Below are 24,684 nucleotides of genomic sequence, written 5' to 3'. Positions count from 1 at the left end.
AACGGTCAGGAATCGGATCCGTCAAGCGCCAGCTTGACGAGGGTGTCGGCGTCCATTTCGTCGATGAGGTCGATGCTCTCGTCGGTGGACTCGGCGGCGTCGGTCTCGGCGTCGGTGAGGTTCAGCAGCAGTTCCAGCAGGCCCGCGTCCCGGAGCCGGGCCAACGGGATGGTCGCGAGGGCCTGGCGGACCGTCGACTCCGAAGGGTCCGGGCCGTCCGACCGCCGTGCCTCGGGGAGCAGCCCGTCGAGCAGGTGCTCCGCGAGGGTGGTGGGGTTCGGGTAGTCGAAGACGAGGGTCGCCGGCAGCGGCAGCCCGCTCGCGGCGGTGAGCCGGTTGCGCAGCTCCACCGCGGTCAGCGAGTCGAACCCGAGCTCCTTGAACGCCAGCCGGGGCTTGACCCGGTCCGTGCCCGGGTGACCGAGCACCGCCGAGGCGTGGGTGCGGACCAGGTCGACCAGGTGCCGCAGCTGCTCGGTGCGGGGCAGGGTGCGCAGGTGCTCCCGGAGCCCGTCGGCGGCGCCGCCCGGCTGCTCGTCGGCGGGGGCGCGCAGCGCGTCCCGGGCCTCGGCGAGGTCGTCGAGCAACGGCCGGGGCCGGGCCGAGGCGTACGCGGGGGCGAACACCGCCCAGTCGACGTCGGCCACGGTCAGGGCGGGTCGGGGCTGGCCGACGGCGTACCGCATGGCGTGCACGGCGTCGTCCGGCGCCATCGCGCTGAGGCCGCGCCGGGCCAGGGCCTGCTGGGCCTCGACGCCGGCCATGCCACCGTCGGCCCACGGTCCCCATGCCACCGAGGTAGCCGCGAGGCCCCGGGCCCGCCGCTGGTCGGCCAGCGCGTCGAGGAACGCGTTGCCCGCCGCGTAGGCGCCCTGCCCACCGCTGCCCCACACCCCGGCGATCGAGGAGAACAGCACGAACGCGTCCAGCGGCCGGTCGCCGAGCAGGTCGTCCAGGTGCACCGCGCCGGCCACCTTTCCGGCGAGGACGGCGGCGAAGCCGGCGAGGTCGGTCTCGGCGAGCAGGCCGACGTCTCCGGCCCCGGCGGCGTGCACCACCGCCGTCAGCGGCGCCGGATCCTCGTCCAGGGTCGCCAGCAGGGCCGCGACCTGGTCCCGCTCGGCGACGTCGCACGCCACGATCGAGACCCGGGCGCCGTGCGCGGCCAGTTCCTCCCGCAGCTCTCCGGCGCCTGCGGCCCGCTCGCCCCGGCGGCTGGTCAGCACCACGTGCGCGGCGCCGTTGGTGACCGCCCAGCGGGCCACGTGGGCGCCGAGCGCCCCCGTTCCGCCGGTGATCAGCACCGTGCCCGACGGCTGCCAGCGTTCCCCGGCGGCCGGGGCGGAGGCTGCCGCCCGCGCGAGCCGCCGGACGAAAACGCCGGTGGGCCGTACGGCGATCTGGTCCTCGTCCCCGGCGCCGGCGACCACCCGGACCAACCGGTCCCAGACGGCGGGGTCGACGTCGTCGGGCAGGTCCATGAGGCCGCCCCACAGGTGCGGGTGTTCCAGTCCGGCGACCAGTCCGAGGCCCCACAGTCCGCTCTGGGCGACCCGCCGGACCGCGTCGCCGTCCCCGGTGCCGACCGCGCCCTGGGTCAGGCACCACAGCCGGGTCTTCGTACCGGTGTCGTGCAGCCCTTGGAGCAGCAGCAGGGTGGCCGCCGTGCCGACGGGCACGGCCGGACTGTCCGGGTGTGGCTGGTCGCGGAGGCCGAGCAGGGAGAGCACGCCGGTGACCGGCCGGTCGGCCAGCGTCTCGGCGAGCTGCCGGGCGAGGTCGTCCCGGTCGGTGCGGGCGGGGTCGACGGTCAGCCGGAGCACGTCGGCACCGGCCGAGGCCAGGGCCTTGGCGGCCTCCTCGGTCCGCGCGCCGGTGACCGGGTCGTCGTCCTGCGGCGACACCAACAGCCAGGTGCCCGCCGGGATGGCGGCGAGGTCGGTCCGCTTCCACATGACCCGGTACGACCAGCCGTCGACCAGGACGCGTTGCCGGCGGGCCCGATGCCACGTCGACAGCACCGGCAGGGCCGGGGCGAGGGCATCGAGGTCACCGTCGGCGCCGAACTGGGTCGCGAGGGCGGTGAGGTCGCCGCTCTCCACGGCCGTCCAGAACTCGGCGTCGCCGCCGTCGCCGACCGGCCGGCGGGCCGGGCGGGCGGGCTCGGGCCAGTACCGTTCCCGCTGGAACGCGTACGTCGGCAGGTCGACCCGGACCGCCCCGGCATCGGCGAACCACGGCCGCCAGGCGACGGGCACACCATGCACGTGCAGCTCACCCAGAGCCGCCAGCAGCCCCTGCGCCTCCGACCGGTCCCGACGCTGCACCGCCACCGCCACCACGTCCCCGCCGGCCGGCAGCACGTCGGCCGCCAACGCCGTCAGCACGCTCTGCGGACCGACCTCCAGGAACGTGTCCACCCCGGCATCACGCAACGCCGTGACCCCGTCAGCGAACCGCACCGCCTCCCGCACATGCCGCACCCAGTACTGCGGGGTGCACAACTCGTCGCCACCGGCCAGCGCACCGGTCACGTTCGACACCACGGGCAGGAGCGGGGCGGTGAACGTCAACCCGGCCAGCACGGCGCGGAACTCGTCGAGCATCGGCTCCATCAGCGGACTGTGGAACGCGTGACTCACCGTCAACCGGCGGGTCCGGATCCCCCGACCCCGCCAGAACTCCGCCAACTCGTCCAGGGCGGCGATCTCCCCCGAAACCACCACGGACGACGGCCCGTTCACCGCCGCGATCCCCACCCGGTCGGCGAGGCCGCCCAGGCTCTCCGCCACGTCCACCTCGGACGCGCCCACCGCCAGCATTCCGCCGCCGGCCGGGAGCGCCTGCATCAACCGGCCCCGAGCCGCCACCAACCGGCAGGCGTCCGCCATCGACAACACACCGGCCACGTACGCGGCCGTGATCTCACCGATCGAGTGACCGCCCACGAAGTCCGGCACCACGCCGAACGACTCCACCAACCGGAACAGCGCCACCTCGACCGCGAACAGACCCGCCTGCGTGAACACGGTCTGATCGAGGAGATCGGCGTCCGACGTGCCCGGCTCGGCGAACAGCACCGGCTTCAACGAACCTGGCAGCAGCCCGTCCAACTCGGCGCACACCTCGTCCAGCGCCGACGCGAAGGCGGGGAACCCGTCGTACAACTCGCGGCCCATCCCGGCGCGCTGTGCCCCCTGGCCGGAGAACAGCACCGCCAGCGGGCCGCGTTCCACCGCGGAGCCGGTGACCACCGCGCCGGACGGCTCACCGCCGGCGAGGGCGGTCAGCCCCGCCAGCAGGTCGTCGCGGTGCGCCGCGACGACGACGGCCCGGCGGGTCAGGGCCGGTCGGGTGGTGACCGAGGACCAGGCGACCTCGACGGCCCCGAGGCCCTGGCCGGCGGAAAGCCACCGGGTCCACCGGTCCGCCTGTGCGGCCAGCGCCACGTCGGTGCGCGCCGACAACAGCACCGGCACCAACGGAGGCGAGGCGTCGCCGACCGTCCCGCCCTCGATCACCTCGGCGGGCGGCTGCTCGATGATGACGTGCGCGTTGGTGCCCGAGATCCCGAACGAGGAGACGGCGGCCCGACGCGGCCGGTTCACCGCCGGCCACGGCGTCGCCTCGGTGGCGAGGGTGACCGCACCCGCCGTCCAGTCGATGTGCGGGGACGGCTCGTCCACATGCAACGTCGCCGGCACCACACCATGCCGCATCGCCATGATCATTTTGATCACACCCGCCACACCGGCCGCAGCCTGCGTGTGACCGATGTTCGACTTCACCGACCCGAGGAGCAGCGGCCGATCCTCGGACCGGTCCTGCCCGTACGTCGCCAACAGCGCCTGCGCCTCGATCGGATCGCCCAGCGTGGTGCCGGTGCCGTGCGCCTCCACCACGTCGACCTGCTGCGAGCTGAGCCGGGCGTTGGCCAGGGCCTGCCGGATCACCCGCTGCTGCGACGGACCATTCGGCGCGGTGAGCCCGTTCGACGCACCGTCCTGGTTCACGGCCGTACCCCGCACCACCGCCAGAATGTTCCGACCCTCCCGCTGCGCATCCGACAGCCGCTGCACCAGCAGCACACCCACACCCTCCGACCAGCCCGTACCGTCGGCCGACGCCGCGAAGGACTTACACCGGCCGTCCTGCGACAGACCACGCTGACGCGAGAACTCGATGAACGTCCCCGGCGTCGCCATCACCGTCACACCACCGGCAAGAGCCAGATCACACTCACCACTACGCAACGCCTGAACCGCCAGATGCAACGCCACCAACGACGACGAACACGCCGTATCCACCGTCACCGCCGGCCCCTCCAAGCCGAACGTGTACGCCACCCGACCCGACAACACACTGCCCGAGTTACCGGTACCGATGTACCCCTCGACCTCGCCGGGCACGTCCATCAACACGGAGGCGTAATCGTGGTACATCACACCCGCGAACACACCCGTCCGGCTGCCCCGCAACCGCACCGGGTCCACCCCCGCCGACTCCAACGACTCCCACGACGCCTCCAACAGCAGACGCTGCTGCGGATCCATCGCCAGAGCCTCACGCGGGCTGATCCCGAAGAAGGCCGGATCGAACTCCGCCGCCCCGTACAGGAAACCGCCATGCCGCGTGTACGAGGTACCCGGCCGGTCAGGATCCGGATCGAACAACGACTCCAGGTCCCAACCCCGGTCCGCCGGGAACTCCCCGATCCCCTCGCCGCCACCGGCCAGCAACGCCCACAACTGCTCCGGCGTCTCCACCCCGCCCGGGTACCGGCACGCCATCCCCACGATCGCGATCGGCTCGTCGCCGCCGACCGTCACCGGCAGATCCGGCCCGACCTCGACGGCCCCGGTACCCAGCAGGTCGGCGAGCACGTGCTCGGCCAGCGCCTGCGGGGTGGGGTAGTCGAAGACCAGGGTCGAGCCGAGGCGCAGCCCCGTCGCGGCGTTGACCCGGTTGCGCAGCTCGACCGCGCTCAGCGAGTCGAACCCGAGATCCCGGAACGCCCGGTCCGCCGGCACCGCCTCCACCCCGTCGTGCCCCAGCACCTGAGCGGCCAGGCCCCGGACGAGCAGGGCGACCTGCGCCCGACCCTCGTCCTCGGTGAGCCGGGCGAGCCGGCCGGCCAGGCTGTCGCCGCCCTGTCCCGCCTGGCGACGCGTCGTGGTCGTGCCGACCAGCGCCCGCAGCATCGGCGGCACCACGCCGCCGGCGGCGGCGGCCCGCAGCGCGGGCACGTCGATCACCGCCGGCACCAGGGTCGGCCGGTCCACGGCCAGCGCCGCGTCGAACAGCGCCAGGCCGGTGTCGGCGCTCATCGCGGTCAGGCCGACCCGCCCCGACCGGGCCCGGTCGACGCCGCCGAGGGACGCCGCCATCCCGGCCGTGTCCCACATCCCCCACGCGAGGCTGACCGCCGGCAGACCGGCCTGCCCGCGGTGCACCGCCAGGGCGTCCAGGAACGCGTTGCCCGCCGCGTACGCCGCCTGGCCCGGCGAGCCGAGCACCCCCGCGATCGAGGAGAACAGCACGAACAGGTCCAGGTCCAGATCGGCCGTCGCCTCGTGCAGGTGCCAGCCCGCCGACACCTTCGGTGCCAGGACGCCCGCAAGCTGGTCGGCCGTCAGCCCCTCGACGAGGCCGTCGTCGAGCACACCGGCCAGGTGGACGACGCCCGCCAGCCGGCCCGTCGAGGTGACGTCCGCGACCAGCCCGGCCACCTGCGCCCGGTCGGTGACGTCGCACGCCACCACCCGAGCCGACGCGCCCAGCCCGGCCAGCCGTTCGACCAGCTCGTCGGCGCCGTCGGCCGCCGGGCCCCGCCGGGACGCCAGCACCAGCGCCCGGAGCCCGTGCGCCCGGACCAGATGCTCCGCCACGAGGGCGCCCAGCGCGCCGGTGCCGCCGGTCACCAGGACGGCGCCGGCGTCCGCCGCGATCGGGGCGTGCGACGACGGCCCCGACGCGCGTACCAGCCGCGGCACGAACACCCGGCCCGCGCGGAGGGCCACCTGAGCGCCCGCGGCGTCCTCGGCGACCCGCGCCAGGACGGCCACCAGGCCCGCGTCGACGTCGCCGTCGACGTCGGCCAGCACGATCCGGCCGGGATGCTCCGACTGCGCCGACCGCAGCAGGCCCCACACCGTCGCACCCGCCAGATCGGTCACGGCGTCGCCGTCCCGGGCCACCACCGCGCCCCGGGTCACCACCACCAGCTTCGAGTCCGCCAGGGCGTCGGCGGCCAGCCAGGACCGCAGCTCCGCCAGCACCGTCGAGGCGAGGGCGCCGACCGCGTCGGGCACCGCGCCGTCCTGCGGGGCGGTGGCCGGGAGCAGCAGCAGGGTGGGCGTCTCGGCGCCGCCGTCGAGCGCGGCGAGCAGGGCGGCGACGGTCCGGTGGGCGCGCCCGGTGGCGACGTCCCCCGGCTCGCCGAGGGTCGCCCAGGCCGGCACGTCGGCCGGAACGACCTCGGCGGCCCGCCAGGCGACCTCGAACAGCGACCGGGCTGCCGCGTCCGGGGCGGCCCGGCCGGTCAGCTCCCGCAGGGTCAGCGAGTCCACGGACACCACCGGCGTGCCGGCCTCGTCACCGGCGACCAGCCGCACGCCGGTGCCCTCGCGGGTCAGCCGCACCCGCAGCACCCGCGCGCCCGAGGCGTGCACCTGCACGCCCTCGAACGCGAACGGCACCCGGGGCGCGGCGGACTCCTCGAACAGCAGTGCGACAGGGTGCAGGGCGGCGTCCAGCAGCGCCGGGTGCACGCCGAACCGCGCGACGTCGCCGGCCGCGTCGTCGGGCAGGGCCACCTCGGCGAAGACCTCGCCGCCGCCCGTCCAGACCCGGCGCAGACCCTGGAACGCCGGCCCGTACGCCAGGCCGCGCTCGGCGAACGCGTCGTACCAGCCGGTCAGGTCGACCTCGTCGGCGCCCACGGGCGGCCACGGGCCGACGCCCGGCTCGTCGACGGACGCCGGCTCCAGCACCCCGTCGGCGTGCCGGGTCCAGCCCGCGTCGGGGGCGTCGTCGGGTCGGGAGTGGATGGTTACGGTGCGCTGCGGTGCGTATCCCGGCACCGACACCCGGACCTGGATGCGCACGCCGCCGGAGGGCGGGAGCACCAGCGGCGCGGCGATGGTCAGCTCCCGTACCCGGGACACGCCCACCTCGTCGCCGGCCCGCACCGCGAGTTCCACCAGCGCGGTGCCCGGCAGCAGCACCGCGCCCGACACCGCGTGGTCGGCGAGCCACGGCCGGGTGGCGAGCGCCAGCCGGCCGGTCAGCACGACCTCGCCGTCGCCGGCCAGGTCGACGGCGGCGCCGAGCAGCCCGTGCCCGGCCGCGCCGAGGCCTGCGCCGGCCACGTCACCGGCGCGCAGCCGGCCGACGTTGGGCCAGTACCGCTGCCGCTGGAACGCGTACGTCGGCAGGTCGACGGGGTCTGCGCCCGGCAGCAGGGCGGACCAGGTCACGGGCACGCCGTGGACGTGCAGTTCCGCCAACGCGTGCAGCAGCGAGACGGGTTCCGGCCGGCCGGGACGCAGCGCCGCGACGACCGCGACCGGGGACGTGGCCGGGTCGTCGTCCGGCAGGCAGGCACGGACCATGCCGGCGAGGACCGCGTCCGGGCCGATTTCGAGGAACGTGCCGACGTTGCGCTGCCGCAGGCAGGCGACGCCGTCGGCGAAGCGGACGGCCTCCCGGACGTGCCGCACCCAGTAGTCGGGAGTGCCGATCTCCTCGGCGTCGGCGATCCCGCCGGTGAGGTTGGAGACCACCGGCAGCAGCGGCGGGCGGAAGGTCAGCCCGTCGAGGACCGCCCGGAACTCGGCCAGCATCGGTTCCACCAGGGGGCTGTGGAAGGCGTGGCTGACCCGCAGCCGGCGGGTGCGCGCCCCCCGGGCGGACCAGGTCCGCTCCAGGGCGTCCAGCACGTCGAGCGCCCCGGAGACCACCACCGCGGTCGGCCCGTTGACCGCCGCGATCCCGACGCGGTCGGTCAGACCGGCCAGCGCCTCGGTGACCGCCGCCTCGTCGGCGGCGACGGCGAGCATCCCGCCGCCGGCCGGCAGGGCCTGCATCAGCCGGCCCCGCGCGCCCACCAGGGCGCACGCGTCGTCGAGGGAGAGCACCCCGGCCACGTACGCGGCGGTCACCTCGCCGATCGAGTGGCCGGCGACGAAGTCCGGCACGATCCCGTACGACTCGACGAGGCGGAACAGGGCCACCTCGACGGCGAACAGGCCGGCCTGGGTGAAGGCGGTCTGGTCCAGCAGCTCGGCGTCGGCCGAGCCCGCCTCAGCGTTCAGCACGTCCCGCAGCGGGCGGGGCAGGTGCGGGTCGAGGTGGGCGCACGCCTCGTCCAGCGCGGCGGCGAAGACGGGGTACGCGGCGTACAGCTCCCGGCCCATGCCGGCGCGCTGCGCGCCCTGGCCGGAGAAGACGACGGCGGTGCGCCCGCCCCGGGCGGTGCCCTGGACGACGGCGGGCGAGGGCTGCCCGTCGGCGAACGCGTCCAGGGCGGACAGCAGGCCGCCCCGGTCGGCCGCCAGCAGGACGGCGCGGTGTTCGAAGACGGACCGGCCGGTGGCCAGCGCACGCCCGATCCCGGCGACGGTCAGGTCCGACCGGTCGGCCGCCAGGCCGTGCAGCCGTCGGGCCTGCCCGCGCAGGGCGGCGTCGCCGCGCGCCGACAGGACGCAGGGTACGAGGCCGCCGGGGACCTCCCCGACCACCGCCGGGGCGGCCACGGGGGCCGCCGCCGGCGCCTGCTCGATGATGGTGTGCGCGTTGGTGCCGCTGATCCCGAAGGAGGACACGGCGGCGCGGCGGGGCCGGTCCAGGGCCGGCCAACGGCGGGTCTCGGTGAGCAGTTCCACCGCCCCGGCGTCCCAGTCGATGTGCGGGGACGGCTCGTCGACGTGCAGGGTCGACGGCAGCAGCCCGTGCCGCATCGCCAGCACCATCTTGATCACACCGGCGACACCGGCGGCGGCCTGCGCGTGGCCGATGTTGGACTTGATCGAGCCGAGCAGCAGCGGCCGGTCGGCGGGCCGGTCCTGCCCGTACGTGGCCAGCAGCGCCTGCGCCTCGATCGGGTCGCCGAGGGGGGTGCCGGTGCCGTGCGCCTCGACTGCGTCCACGTCCGCCGCCGTGAGGCGGGCGTTGGCCAGGGCCTGCCTGATCACCCGCTGCTGGGCGGGGCCGTTCGGGGCGGTCAGGCCGCTGCTCGCGCCGTCCTGGTTGACCGCGCTGCCCCGGACCACGGCGAGGACGCGGTGCCCGTTGCGCTGTGCGTCGGAGAGGCGTTCCAGCAGCAGCATGCCGATGCCCTCGGCGAAGCCGGTGCCGTCGGCGCCCGCGCCGAACGCCTTGCACCGGCCGTCGGGCGAGAGGCCGCGCTGCCGGGAGAACTCGGTGAGCATGCCGGGAGTGGACATCACGCTGACGCCGCCGGCGAGCGCGAGCCGGCACTCGTCCTGGCGCAGCGCCTGGGTGGCCAGGTGCAGGGCGACCAGCGAGGAGGAGCAGGCGGTGTCGACGGTGACGGCGGGGCCCTCCAGGCCGAACAGGTACGAGATCCGGCCCGACGCGACGCTGCCGGCGCTGCCGTTGCCGACGTAGCCGTCCAGCTCGTCGGTGGTGTCGGCGGCCTGGGACGCGTAGTCGTGGTAGATGAGCCCGACGTAGACGCCGGTGCTGCTGCCCCGGGCCGTGTGGGGGTCGATGCCCGCCCGCTCGAAGGCCTCCCAGGAGGTCTCCAGCAGCAGCCGCTGCTGCGGGTCCATGGCCAGCGCCTCCCGGGGGGAGATCCCGAAGAAGCCGGCGTCGAACTCGGCCGCGTCGTGCAGGAAGCCGCCCTGGCGGGGGCCGTTGCCGTCGTCGCCGGTGCGCAGGTCGTCCGGGTCCCAGCCGCGGTCGGTGGGGAACGGCGCGATGACGTCGGCCCCGGCCGTGACCAGGTCCCAGAGCTGCTCGGGGGTCTGCACGTCGCCGGGGAACCGGCAGGCCATGCCGATGATCGCGATGGGCTCGTCGAGGGCGGTGGCCGCGCCGGCTGCCTTGCCGGCGGCGGGCGCCTCGACGCCGCCGAGCTCCCGGTCGAGGAAGTCGGCGAGGACGACCGGGGTGGGGTAGTCGAACGCCACGGTGGCGGGCAGCCGCAGCCCGGTGGCGGTGGCCAGCCGGTTGCGCAGTTCCACCGAGGTCAGCGAGTCGAAGCCCAGCTCCTTGAAGCCGCGCTGGGCGTCGACGCGGTCGGCGGAGCGGTGCCCCAGCACGGCGGCCACGCTCGCGGCGACCAGGTCGAGCAGGTGGCTGCGCCGCTGCGCGGAGCTGAGCGTGGCCAGCCGCCCGCGTTCCGAGGCGGTGTCGGCAAGTCCCTGCCCGGCGGTCCGCCGGACGGGGCCGGTGGGACGGACCAGCTCGCGCAGCATGCCGGGCACCGCGCCGGCCGTCGGCCGGGCCGTGGCCGGCGGCAGGTTCATGAGTACGAGGTGCACGCCGCCGTACTGCCGGGCCAGGTCGAACAGGGCGGTGCCCTCGACCTCGGTCAGCGGGGCGCTGGTGGCCCGGATCGCCCGGCGGTGGGCGTTGCCGCCGAGGTGGGCGGTCATCGCGCTGGCGGTGTCCCACAGTCCCCAGGCGAGGCTCGTGGCGGGCAGCCCCTGCTGCTGGCGGAGGCGGGCGAGGGCGTCGAGGAACCCGTTCGCCGCCGCGTAGTTGCCCTGCCCGGGCGAGCCGAGGGTGGCCGCCACCGAGGAGAACATCGCGAAGGTGGCCAGGTCGGCGGCGCGGGTGGCCCGGTGCAGCGCCCAGCCGGCGTCGACCTTCGGGGTCAGCACCGCGTCGAGGGCCTGCTCGTCGAGGGAGCCGATGGTGGCGTCCGCGATCACGCCGGCGGTGTGCACCACGGCGGTCAGCGGGTGCGCCGGGTCCACCTGCGCCAGCAGGCCGGCGACCTGGTCGGGGTCGGCGACGTCGGCGGTGGCGGTGGTGACGTGGGCGCCGTGGCGGGTCAGCTCCGCCACCAGGTCGCGGTAGGCCTCGGGGCCGCGGCGGGAGGCGAGCAGCAGGTGCCGGGACTGGCCGGTGGTCACCAGGTGCCGGGCGAACACCCCGGCCAGTGCGCCGCCGGCGCCGGTGATCAGCGTGGTGCCGTCCGGGTCCATCGGGGTGGGGATCCGCAGCACCACCTTGCCCACGTGCCGGGCCTGACTCATGTGCCGCAGCGCCCGCCGGGCGTGCTGGACGTCCCACACCCGCACCGGCAGCGGGCGCAGCGCGCCCTGCTCGAACAGCGCCAGCAACTCGGTCAGCATCTCACTGATCCGGCCGTGCCCGGCCTCGTTGAGGTCGAACGCCCGGTAGGTCACGCCGGGGTGGCGCGCGGCGACCTGACGGGGGTCGCGGATGTCGGTCTTGCCCATCTCGACGAACCGGCCACCACGCGGCAACAACCGCAACGACGCGTCAACGAACTCACCCGCCAGGGCATCGAGCACCACATCCACCCCGGCACCACCCGACACCGAACCGAACACCCGCTCGAACTCCGTCGTCCGCGACGACGCGATCCGCTCCGCATCCACCCCCAGACCCCGCAACACCCCCCACTTACCAGGACTCGCCGTCGCATACACCGTCGCACCCAAATGCCGCGCCAACTGAATCGCCGCCATACCAACCCCACCCGCACCCGAGTGGACCAACACCGACTCACCCGCCCGCAACCCCGCCAGATCCCGCAACGCGTACCACGCCGTCAGGAACACCACCGGCACGGACGCCGCCTCGGCGAAGGTCCAGCCGGCCGGGATCCTCGCGACCAGTTCCCGCGTGGCGGTGACCTGGGGGCCGAAGGCGGGTTCGAACATGCCCATCACCCGGTCGCCGGGGGCCAGGTCGGTCACCCCCGGACCGACCTCCACCACCACACCCGCACCCTCACTGCCCATCACCGCCGACGGATCCGGATACATCCCCAACGCGATCAACACATCCCGGAAGTTCACCCCGGCCGCCCGCATGGCGATGCGCACCTGCCCCGCGTCGAGGGGGGCGGGGGTGGCCGGCGTGAGACTGATCCCGTCGAGGGTGCCGGGGGCGGTCGCGGCGAGGTGCCACAGCCCGTCCGGCGGGATCAGGTCGTCGCCGGCCGAGGCGCCGGTGCGGGTCAGGCGCGGGGAGCGGACCTCGCCGCCGCGCACCGCGACCTGCCCGCCCGTGGGCGACGGATCCTCGGCGACGCCGGCCAGCAGGTCCCACAGCTCGGGTGAGAGGTCCCGGTCGACGTCGGCGAGGACGATCCGGTCGGGGTGCTCCGACTGCGCCGAGCGCAGCAGGCCCCACACCGCCGCGCCCACCGGGTCGCGCAGCTCGTCGGCGGGGACGGCCGCCACGGCGCCCCGGGTCACCACGACGAGCCGGGTGTCCGCCAGTTCCCCGGCGTCCAGCCAGGACTGGAGCACGCCGAGCACGTGCGCCGTGGCCGTCCGCACGGCCGCCGGCACGTCGGCGTCCGCCGGCTGCGGGATCGTCACCGGCAGCAGCAGCACGCGCGGCAGGCCGGCCGTTCCGGCGGCCACGGCTGCGGTCAGGTCGGCCACGGTGGGGTACCCGGCCACTCCCGGCCCGGTCCCGGCCGCGTCGCCCAGCAGCACCCGGCCGGTGGGGTCGGTGGCGGGGGTGACGTCCTCGGCCTGCCAGCTCACCTCGAACAACGACCGGGCCGCGGCACCCGAGGCCGCGACCCCGGTCATCTCCCGCAGCACGAGCGAGTCCACCGACACGACCGGGGCGCCCGCGCCGTCGACCGCGACCAGCCGCACAGCGCTGCCCGCCCGGGTCAGCCGGACCCGCAGCACCGAGGCGCCCGACGCGTGCACCTGCACGCCCTCGAACGCGAACGGCACCCGCGGCCCACCGGAGCCCTCGGTCAGCAGCAGGCCGATCGGGTGCAGGGCGGCGTCGAGCAGCGCCGGGTGCACTCCGAACCGCGCCGCGTCGCCGGCCGCCTGTTCCGGCAGGGCCACCTCGGCGTACGCCTCACCGGCCGCGGTCCACGCCCGACGCAGGCCCTGGAACACCGGCCCGTACGCCAGGCCGTGCCCGGCCAGGGCCGCGTACCACCCGGTCAGGTCCACCTCGGACGCGCCGGCCGGCGGCCAGTCGCCCACGCCCGGCTCGTCCGGGGAGGCGGCCTCCAGGACGCCCTCCGCGTGCCGGACCCAGCCCGCGTCGTCGTCCTCCTCCGGCTGCGAGTGCACGGTCACCAGCCGGGCGCCGGACGTGCCGGCAGCGCCGACGCGCACCTGCACCCGCACCCCCGCCGACACCGGCAACGCCAACGGCGTCAGAACAGTCAACTCCCGCACCCGCGACGCGCCCACCTCGTCACCGGCCCGCACCGCCAACTCCACCAACGCCGTACCCGGCACCACCACCGAACCAGCGACCACATGCTCCGCCAACCACGGATGAGTCCCCGCCGACAACCGCCCCGTCAACAACACCTCGTCGCCGCCGGCGAGGCGCACCGCCGCACCGAGCAGGCCGTGGCCGGCCGCGCCGAGTCCCGCGCCGGAGACGTCGCCGCCGAACGAGCGGTCCACCGCCGGCCAGAACCGCTCCCGCTGGAACGCGTACGTCGGCAGGTCGACCGGGGCGGCGCCGGACCCGGCGTACACCCTCGCCCAGTCGACGCCGACGCCCGCGACGTACAGCTCCGCCAGGCCGGACAGCATCTGCGCGGGGCCGCTCTCATCGCGGCGCAGGGAGCCCACCACCACGCCGGGGCCGGCCGGGTCGGCGGCCCGGTCGAGCGCGTCCTGGACCACCACCTTGAGCACCGGGTGGGGGCTGACCTCCACGAAGACCCGGAAACCCTCGGCGATCAGCCGGTCGACCACCGGCGCGAGCCGGACCGGTTCGCGCAGGTTGCGGTACCAGTAGTCGGCGTCGAGCTGGGCGGTGTCGATGAGGTCGCCGGTCACCGTCGAGTAGAAGGACACGGCGGTCGGCTCGGCGTCGACGGCGCCGAGCGCGGCCGACAGGTCGTCACGGACCGCCTCGACGTGCGCGCTGTGCGAGGCGTAGTCGACGGCGATCCGCCGGGCCCGCAGGTCGCGCTCGGCGCAGTGCGCGAGCAGCGCGTCGACGGACTCCGCGGCGCCGGAGACGACGGTCACGGCGGCGCCGTTGATGGCGGCGATCGACAGGGTGTCCGCCCACGGCGCGATGAGCTGCTCGGTGTCGGCGGCCGACAGGGGCACGGAGAGCATGCCGCCCCGGCCCGAGATCGCCAGCAGGCCGCGGCTGCGCGCCACGACCAGCCGCATCGCGTCCGGGAGGGTGAGGGCGCCGGCGGCGCACGCGGCGGCGATCTCGCCCTGCGAGTGGCCGACGACGGCGTCCGGGGCGATCCCGCACGCCTTCCACAGCCGTGCGAGGGACACCATGACGGAGAACAGGGCGGGCTGGACCACGTCGACCCGGTCCAGCGGCGGCGCGCCGGGCGTCTGCCGCAGCACGTCCTCCAGCGACCAGTCCACCAGCCGGGACAGCTCCTCGGCGCACTCCCGCATCCGCTCCCGGAAGGCCGGGGACGACTCCAGCAGGTCCAGCGCCATCCCGACCCACTGCGAGCCCTGGCCGGGGAAGACGTAGGCGACCTTCGGCGCGCCGTCGACGGGGGTCGGCGCGGCCTCGGAGCCGGCGAGCGCGGCCAGCTCGGCGAGGGCGGCTTCCCGGTCGTCGGCGACCACGACCGCCCGGTACGGGTGGTGGGCCCGTCGGGTGGCGAGGGAGAGCCCCAGGTCGGCCAGGGTCAGGTCGGCGTCCTCGGCCAACTGCCCACGGACCCGGGAGGCCTGCTCCCGCAGGGCCTGCGGGCTGCGCCCGGACACCGTCAGGGGCACGCCGGCCGGGCCGGCCAGGCCGGGCCGCTCCGGGGCGGGGGTGGGCCGGGCGGCGGGGGCGCTGTCGTCGGGCGCCTGCTCGATGATGGTGTGCACGTTGGTGCCGCTGATCCCGAACGAGGACACGGCGGCGCGGCGGGGCCGGTCGACGGCGGGCCACGGCCGCGGCTCGGTGAGCAGCGCCACCGCGCCGGAGTCCCAGTCGACGTGCGGGGACGGCTGGTCCACGTGCAGGGTGGACGGCAGCAGACCGTGCCGGATTGCCATGATCATCTTGATCACGCCGGCCACCCCGGCGGCGGCCTGGGAATGCCCGATGTTCGACTTGATCGACCCGAGGAACAGCGGCCGGTCCACCGGCCGGTCCTGCCCGTACGTGGCCAGCAGCGCCTGCGCCTCGATCGGGTCGCCCAGCATGGTGCCGGTCCCGTGCGCCTCCACCGCGTCCACGTCGGCGGCGCCGAGCCGGGCATTGGCCAGGGCCTGCCGGATCACCCGCTGCTGCGACGGCCCGTTCGGCGCGGTGAGGCCGTTGGACGCGCCGTCCTGGTTCACGGCGCTGCCGCGCACCACCGCCAGCACCCGGTGCCCGTTGCGCCGGGCGTCCGACAGCCGCTCCACGAGCAACATGCCCACGCCCTCGGACCAGCCGGTGCCGTCGGCGGACGCGGCGAACGCCTTGCACCGGCCGTCGGGGGCCAGGCCGCCCTGGCGGGAGAACTCCGAGAACATGCCGGGCAGCGCCATCAGGGCGACGCCGCCGGCCAGCGCCAGGTCACACTCGCCGCCGCGCAGCGCCTGGGCGGCGAGGTGCAGGGCGACCAGGGACGACGAGCAGGCGGTGTCGACGGTGACGGCGGGGCCCTCCAACCCGAAGGTGTAGGAGACCCGTCCGGAGGCGACGCTGCCGGCTGTGCCGGTCAGCAGGTGCCCCTCAAGGCCGTCCAGATCCTCGTTCCCGCCCGTGGCGTAGCCGGAGGAGGCCGCCCCGACGAAGACGCCCGTGGCGGTGCCGGTCACGCCGTCGGGGTCGACACCGGCGTACTCGAAGGCCTCCCAGGCGGTCTCCAGCAGCAGCCGCTGCTGCGGGTCCATGGCGAGGGCCTCGCGGGGGCTGATGTTGAAGAAGCCGGCGTCGAAGTCGGCGGCGTCGTAGAGGAAGCCGCCCTGGTCGGTGACGGTGCTGCCGGTGTCGTACAGGCGGTTTAGGTCCCAGCCCCGGTCGGTGGGGAACCCGCCGATCGCGTCGGCGCCGGAGGTGACGAGCTGCCACAGCTGCTCCGGGCTGGCCACTCCGCCCGGGTAGCGGCAGGCCATCCCGATGATCGCCACCGGCTCGTCGGTCGCGCCGGCGCCGACCGGGCGGACGGCCACGGCGGCGTCGGTCGCGGCGAGGCCGAGCTGCCCGAACAGGTACTCGGCGAGCCGGGCCGGGGTGGGGTGGTCGAAGGCCAGCGTGGCGGGCAGCCGCAGCCCGGTCGCCGACCCCAGCCGGTTGCGCAGCTCCACCGAGGTGAGCGAGTCGAAGCCCAGTTCCTTGAACGCGCGGGCGGCCGGCACGGCCTGTGCGGAGGCGTGGCCCAGCACGGCCGCGGCCTGCCCGCAGACCAGCTCCACCAGCAGCCGCCGGGCGTCCGCCTCGGGCAGGCCGACGAGCCGGTCCCGCCAGGAGGCCCCCGCCGTGGGGGCGCCGCCGGCCCGCCGTCGGCCGCCGGCGCGCACGAGCTGCCGCAGCAGCGGCGGCACCTGTGACGTGTCGCCGGTGACCTGCAGCCGGGCCGCGACGACCACCGGCGACACCGCCGGCAGGGCCGCGTCGAACAGTTCGGCGCCCTCGGTCGCGGAGAGGCCGGTCATCCCGACCCGCCGCTGCCGTTGCTGGTCGTCGCCGTCGAGGTGCGCCGTCATCCCGCTGGTGGTGGCCCACAGGCCCCAGGCGACGCTCGTCGCGGCCAGGCCCCGCTGCCGGCGGTGCCCGGCCAGGGCGTCGAGGAACGCGTTCGCCGCCGCGTAGTTGCCCTGCCCGGGTGAGCCGAGGGTGGCCGCGAGGGAGGAGAACGTCACGAACGCGGCCAGGTCCAGGCCGGCCGTGGCCTCGTGCAGCGCCCACCCGGCGTCGACCTTCGGCGCCATCACCGTGGCGATGGCCCGCTCGTCGAGCGAGGTGACGGTGGCGTCGGCGAGCACCCCGGCGGCGTGCACCACCGCGGTCAGCGGGTGCGCCGGGTCGACCCGACCGATCAGCTCCCTGACCTGCGCGGGGTCGCCGACGTCGACCGCGACGGCGGACACCCGCGCGCCCGCGTCGGTCAGCTCGCGGACCAGGGCGGCGTAGTCGTCCCGGCCGTGGTCGTCGGGGTGCCGGCGGGAGGCGAGCAGCAAGTGCCGGGACTGGCCGGTGGCCACGAGATGCCGGGCCACCACCCCGGCCAGCGTCCCGCCCGCGCCGGTGATCAGCGTGGTGCCGTCCGGGTCCATCGGGGTGGGGATGCGCAGCACCACCTTGCCCACGTGCCGGGCCTGACTGATGTGCCGCAGCGCCTGACGGGCCTGCCGCACGTCCCACACCCGCACCGGCAGCGGGCGCAACGCGCCCTGCTCGAACAGCACCAGCAACTCGGTCAGCATCTCGCCGATCCGGGCGCTGCCGGCCTCGTTCAGGTCGAACGACCGGTACGCGACGCCCGGGTGCCCGGCCGCCACCGCCTCCGGGTCGCGGACGTCGGCCTTGCCCATCTCGACGAACCGGCCACCACGCGGCAACAACCGCAACGACGCGTCAACGAACTCACCCGCCAGGGCATCGAGCACCACATCCACCCCGGCACCACCCGACACCGAACCGAACACCCGCTCGAACTCCGTCGTCCGCGACGACGCGATCCGCTCCGCATCCACCCCCAGACCCCGCAACACCCCCCACTTACCAGGACTCGCCGTCGCATACACCGTCGCACCCAAATGCCGCGCCAACTGAATCGCCGCCATACCAACCCCACCCGCACCCGAGTGGACCAACACCGACTCACCCGCCCGCAACCCCGCCAGATCCCGCAACGCGTACCACGCCGTCAGGAAGACGAGGGGCACGGAGGCGGCCTGCGCGAACGACCAGCCGGCGGGCATCCGGGCGAGGCGCTCCCGGGTGGCGACCGCGAGCGGGCCGAAGCCCAGCTCGAACATGCCCATCACCCGGTCGCCGGGGGCCAGGTCGGTCACCCCCGGACCGACCTCCACCACCACACCCGCACCCTCACTGCCCATCACCGCCGACGGATCCGGATACATCCCCAACGCGATCAACACATCCCGGAAGTTCACCCCGGCCGCCCGCACCGCGACCCGCACCTGCCCCGCGTCGAGGGGAGCGGGGGCGGCCGGCACCAGCGCGACCCCGTCGAGGGTGCCGGGGGCGACGGCCGCCAGGTGCCACGCCCCGGACGGCGGCGGGGTCAGCTCGTCGGCCGTGGGCCGGACCAGCCGGGGCACGAACGTCCCGTCGGCGCGGACGGCGAGCTGGCCGCCGGTCGCCGTCGGGTCGGCTACGACGCCGGCCAGCACCGCGAGGGTCGCCGGGTCCAGCGGACCCTCGACGTCGGCGAGGACTATCCGGTCGGGGTGCTCCGACTGCGCCGAGCGCAGCAGGCCCCACACGGCGGCACCCGCCAGGTCGGTCACCTGGTCCTCGTCCCGGGCCACGACGGCGCCCCGGGTGACCACGACGAGCTTCGCGTCGGCGAGTGCGTCGGCGGTGAGCCAGGACCGCACCACGGTCAGGGCGTCGTTCGTGGTCGCGCGCACCGCGTCGGGCACGTCGACGCCGGGGGCCGCGCCGGGCGTCCACAGCAGGGCCCGGGGGGACTCGGCCCGCGCGTCGGCGAGCGCCGTGGCGAGCGCGTCGACGTCAGGGAAGCCCGGCAGGTCGAGCCCGGCGATCGACGGCCCGAGCAGCGCCCAGCCGGACAGGTCGCCGGCCGGGGTGATCTCCTCCGGCAGCCACGTCACCTCGAACAGCGACCGCGCCGCCGCGCCCGGGGCGGCCACCGCCGTCATCTCCCGCAACACCAGCGAGTCCACCGACACCACGGCCGCACCGGACTCGTCCACCGCCACCACGCGCACGCCGGATCCCTCGCGGGTCAGCCGGACCCGCAGCGCCCGCGCGCCCGAGGCGTGCACCTGCACGCCTTCGAAGGCGAACGGCACCCGCGCCCCGCCACCCTCACCGGCCAGCAGCGACGCCACCGGGTGCAACGCCGCGTCGAGCAGCGCCGGGTGCACCCCGAACGCCGCCGCGTCGCCGGCCGCCTGTTCCGGCAGAGCCACCTCGGCGTACGCCTCACCGGCCGCGGTCCACGCCCGACGCAGGCCCTGGAACACCGGCCCGTACGCCAGACCGTGCCCCGCCAGAGCGGCATACCACCCGGTCAAATCCACCTCGGACGCACCGACCGGCGGCCACTCCCCCAGCACCGGTTCGTCGGCCGACACCGGCTCCAGCGCACCCTCGGCGTGCCGGACCCAGGCCCCGTCGGCCTCCTCGTCCGGCTGCGAGTGCACGGTCACCGACCGGGTGCCGGACGGGTCGGCCGCGCCGACGCGCACCTGCACCCGCACCCCCGCCGACACCGGCAACGCCAACGGCGTCAGAACAGTCAACTCCCGCACCCGCGACGTACCCACCTCGTCACCGGCCCGCACCGCCAACTCCACCAACGCCGTACCCGGCACCACCACCGAACCAGCGACCACATGCTCCGCCAACCACGGATGAGTCCCCGCCGACAACCGCCCCGTCAACAACACCTCGTCGTCCCCGGCGAGGCGCACCGCCGCACCGAGCAGCGGGTGGCCCGCGACGCCCAGCCCGGCGCCGGACACGTCGCCGACCTGCCACGACACCGCGTCGGGCCAGTACCGCTCCCGCTGGAACGCGTACGTCGGCAGGTCGACCCGGACCGCCCCGGCATCGGCGAACCACGGCCGCCACGTCACCGGCACACCATGCACATGCAGCTCACCCAGAGCCGCCAGCAGCCCCTGCGCCTCCGACCGATCCCGACGCTGCACCGCCACCGCCACCACGTCCCCGCCGGCCGGCAACACCTCAGCCGCCAACGCCGTCAGCACGCTCTGCGGACCGACCTCCAGGAACGTGTCCACCCCGGCATCACGCAACGCCGCGACCCCGTCAGCGAACCGCACCGCCTCCCGCACATGCCGCACCCAGTACCCAGGGGTACGCAACTCCTCGCCACCGGCCAGCGCACCGGTCACGTTCGACACCACCGGCAACCGGGGCGAAGCGAACGTGAGCCCGGCCAGCACGGCGCGGAACTCGTCGAGCATCGGCTCCATCAACGGACTGTGGAACGCGTGACTCACCGCCAACCGACGGGTCCGCACACCCCGGTCCCGCCACACCCGCTCGATCTCGTCGAGGGCATCCACCGCACCGGACACCACCACGGACGACGGGCCGTTCACGGCGGCGATCCCGGCCCGGTCGGCAAGACCGTCCAAGCTCCCCGCCACGTCCGCCTCGGCAGCGTTGACCGCCAGCATTCCGCCACCGGCCGGCAACGCCTGCATCAACCGACCCCGCGCCGCGACCAGGACACACGCGTCCGCCAGCGACAGCACCCCCGCCACATGCGCGGCCGTGATCTCACCGACCGAATGCCCACCCACGAAGTCCGGCACCACACCGAACGACTCCACGAGACGGAACAACGCCACCTCGACCGCGAACAAGCCAGCCTGAGTGAACACGGTCTGATCCAGCAGATCGGCGTCCGGCGTGCCCTCCGCCGCGAACAGCACCGGCCTCAACGGCTGCGGCAACAGCCCATCCAACTCGGCGCACACCTCGTCCAACGCCGACGCGAAGACGGGGAACCCGTCGTACAACTCACGGCCCATCCCGGCACGCTGCGCCCCCTGACCGGAGAACAGCACCGCCAGCGGGCCGCGCTCCACGGCGGAGCCGGTGACCACCGTGCCCGACGACTCACCCGCCGCCAGGGCACGCAACCCGGCCAGCAGGCCGTCCCGGTCGGCCCCGGCCAGCACGGCCCGGCTGTCCAGGGTGGAGCGGGACTCGACCGACGACCAGGCGATGTCCTCGACGCGCAGGTCCTCGTCGGCGGCCAGCCAGTCGGCCCAGCGGCCGGCCTGGCCGGCGAGCGCGGCGGGGTGCGCGGCGGAGAGCAGCACCGGCGCGACCGGGAGCCGGCGGGACGGCGCGGGGGCGGCCTCCGGCGTCTCGGGGGTCGGGGCCTGCTCCAGGACGAGGTGCGCGTTGGTGCCGCTCATGCCGAAGGACGAGACGGCCGCCCGCCGGACGTGTTCGCCGCCGGCCCACGGGCGGGCCGCGTCGAGCAGGGACACCGCCCCCGTCGACCAGTCGATGTGCGGGGACGGCTGCGCCACGTGCAGGGTGGGCGGCAGCACACCGTGCCGCATCGCCATCACCATCTTGATGACGCCGCCGGCGCCGGCGGCGGCCTGGGGGTGGCCGATGTTCGACTTCAGGGAGCCCAGCCACAGCGGACGGTCGGCCGTCCGACCCTGGCCGTACGTGGCCAGCAGCGCCTGCGCCTCGATCGGGTCGCCGAGCCGGGTGCCGGTGCCGTGCGCCTCCACGGCGTCGATGTCGGCCGGCGTCAGCCGGGCGTTCTCCAGCGCCTGCCGGATCACCCGCTGCTGGGCGGGGCCGTTCGGGGCGGTCAGCCCACTGCTGGCGCCGTCCTGGTTGACGGCGCTGCCGCGGATCACCGCGAGGACGGGGTGGCCGTTGCGCCGGGCGTCGGAGAGCTTCTCGACGAGCAGCATGGCGACGCCCTCGGACCAGCCGGTGCCGTCGGCGTCGGCCGAGAACGCCTTGCACCGGCCGTCGGAGGCGAGCCCGCGCTGCCGGGAGAACTCGACGAAGGCGCCGGGGGTGGCCAGCACGGTCACGCCACCGGCCACCGCGAGGGAGCACTCGCCGTCGCGCAGCGCCTGGCCGGCCAGGTGCAGGGCGACGAGCGAGGACGAGCAGGCGGTGTCGATGGTGACGGCCGGCCCCTCCAGTCCGAAGGAGTACGCCAGCCGGCCCGACATGACGCTCGCCGCGGTGCCGGTGAGGACGTACCCCTCGGTGCCCTCGGGCAGTTGCCGCAGGACGCTGGTGTAGTCCTGGCCGGCCGTGCCGACGAAGACGCCGGTGCGGCTGCCCCGCAGCGACGCGGTGTCGAGGCCGGCCCGCTCGAAGACCTCCCAGGTCACCTCCAGCAGGAGCCGCTGCTGCGGGTCCATGGCCAGCGCCTCGCGCGGCGAGATCCCGAACAGGGACGGGTCGAACAGCCCGGCGTCGGCCAGGAAGCCGCCCCGGTTGCTGTAGGTGGTGCCCTGGTGGTCCGGGTCCGGGTCGTACAGCCGGTCCAGGTCCCAGCCCCGGTCGGTGGGGAACGTGCCGGTGGCGTCCACGCCCCCGGCGACCAGGTCCCACAGGTCCTCGGGCGAGGCGACCCCGCCGGGGAACCGGCAGGCCATGCCGACGATCGCGATCGGCTCCGAATCCTCGTTCTCCAGCTCGCTCAGGCGCCGACGCGCCAGGCGGAGCTCGGAGGTCACCCACTTCAGGTGTTCGAGGAGCTTGTCTTCGTCCGCCATGACCCACCCGCCCAGAGCTTGCTATCGATCAGAATCTGCCGATTCGCTGACCACACCACCACCGGCGGCCCGACTCCGCGCACACTTCGGTGGAGACATGACCATTCGGCGCATGGACGCAATTCCTATTTCAATTTCAGTTTCTTTTTCCGGTACCTGTTCAAGCGCCCGCCGCGGCACCGCGCCGACCACCCTGCCGACCCATGCCCGCCACCGTGAGTGGACGGTACTGAGCGCCGACCTCGCCCCCAACCCCTAACGGACCCCTGATCGGGCGGTCCTGGCGGGCCGTCGCGGTGGGCGTCGCAGCGCGACGATCGACCCGAGCGGGGCCGGTCAGACGCGGTGCTGGACGGTCTGCGGCAGAATCTGGCGGAGCCGTCCGGGCGGCGTGGCGCGGCGCCGCCACTCCCGTGGATAGCCGACCGAGACCTCCTCGAAGCGGACCCCGTCGTACCAGGTGGTCCGCGGGATGTGCAGGTGTCCGTACACCGCCACGCGGGCGTCGAAGCGCACGTGCCAGTCGGCCGTGGCCTCGGTGCCGCACCATTGCGCGAACTCCGGATACCGCAGAATCCGGGTGGGTTCCCGGACGAGGGGAAAGTGGTTGACCAGAATGGTGGGCAGCCCGTTCCGCTCCTCGGTGAGCCGCCGTTCGGTGTGGGTCAGCCGGGCCCGGCACCACGCGTCGCGCGTCGGGTACGGGTCGGGGTGCAGCAGGATCTCGTCGGTGCAGACCACACCGACCTCGTGGGCCCGTTCGAGGGCCTGCTCCTTGGTGTACGTCCCGGGCGGCCGGAAGGTGTAGTCGTACAGCAGGAAGAGCGGGGCGACGAGCACCGGATCGCCCTGCGGGTCCCAGATCGGGTAGGGATCCTCCGGGGTGACGACGCCGAGGCCCCGGCACAGCTCCACCAGATGCCGGTAGCGGGCCTCGCCCCGGAGCTGGTTCGGGTCGTCGCGGGGCGTCCACAGCTCGTGGTTGCCCGGCGCCCAGATCACCTTGGTGAAGCGGCGACTGAGCAGGCCCAGCGCCCACTCGATGTCGCTGACGAACTCGCCGACGTCGCCGGCGACGATCAGCCAGTCGTCGTCGGTCTCCGGCCGCAGCCCCTCGACGACGGCCCGGTTCTCCTTGTAGACCACGTGCAGGTCACTGATGGCGAGCAACTGAGGCAGGCCCGATCCGGCCACCCGGACCTCCCGTCCGTTCCGGGTACCGCGCGCACCCACCACTCGTGCCGATCGCCGCCGGCAAGGCAGGACGAAACGGCCTGACGGGCTCCGACCCTACGAAGCCCGACCCGGCCAGGCACACCCCTAGACGGCAGGTCGGACCCCTAGGGCTGACACGGGGCGACGCCGGGCCGGCCTGGCGTGCCGGTCCGCCCGCGCCGCCGTCCCGGGGCGGCTCTGGTCCGTGGCCCTGCGCTCAGGACTTGCCGAACTCCCGCTGGATGATGTCGAACAGCTCCTCCCGGCTGGCCGTGTCGAGTTGCTCCGCGGTCTCCGCAGCCGGTGCGGGGACGGCTGCGGAGGCGGGCCGGCGGGCCCGCCACCTGGCCAGCATGCTCTCCAGGCGGCCGATGACCGCCTCGTCGACCTGCTCGGCGGGCGCCTCGCCGAGGAGTTGGTCGAGTCGTTCGACCTCGGCGGCGATCGGCAGCGCCGGCTGCTCCGGCGCCAGCCCGGCACGCAGGTGCTCGGCGAGAGCGCCGGGGGTGGGGTGGTCGAAGATCAGGGTCGCGGGCAGGCCGAGGCCGGTCTCGGCGGTCAGCCGGTTGCGCAGCTCGACCGCGGTGAGGGAGTCGAAGCCCAGCTCGAGGAAGCCGCGACCCGGCCGGATCGCGGCGGGTGTGGCGTGCCCGAGCACCGTCGCGGCGGTGCCGCGTACCAGGTCGAGCAGGATGCGGTCGCGCTCGGACGCCGAGGCGGCGGCCAGCCGCCCCCGCAGGGCCGAAGGGACGCCGTCGACGTCGGCGGACGGCGTCTCCTGCGGGGCGGGCTGCGCCTCGGGGATCTCGGTGAGCAGCGGGCTCGGCCGCAGCGCGGTGAACGACGACGCGAACCTGTCCCACCGCACATCCGCCACCACCACCGACAC

The 24,684-nt window shown here is 75.2% G+C and carries 3 protein-coding genes; all 3 read right to left on the bottom strand.

Features of this window, described 5'->3' with window-relative positions; translation table 11 throughout:
- Nucleotides 1–5: 5 nt before the first annotated feature.
- Nucleotides 6–22,580 carry a type I polyketide synthase gene (locus ACFYZF_RS11155; RefSeq protein WP_387018444.1) on the bottom strand — a complete coding sequence of 7,525 codons (22,575 nt, stop codon included), beginning with the start codon at nt 22,578–22,580 and terminating at the stop codon, nt 6–8.
- 336 nt (nt 22,581–22,916) lie between these two features.
- Nucleotides 22,917–23,774, bottom strand: a complete 858-nt coding sequence (locus ACFYZF_RS11150) for a metallophosphoesterase family protein (RefSeq protein ID WP_387018441.1) — start codon at nt 23,772–23,774, stop codon at nt 22,917–22,919.
- Between the two features lie 238 nt (nt 23,775–24,012).
- Nucleotides 24,013–24,684: phosphopantetheine-binding protein (locus ACFYZF_RS11145; protein WP_387018438.1), on the bottom strand; the 672-nt coding region annotated here is incomplete at its 5' end.

It is taken from the genome of Micromonospora sp. NPDC001898 (assembly GCF_042891255.1).
In the GTDB taxonomy this organism is placed as follows: Bacteria; Actinomycetota; Actinomycetes; order Mycobacteriales; family Micromonosporaceae; genus Micromonospora.
This window is presented reverse-complemented; position numbering and strand designations above follow the sequence as displayed.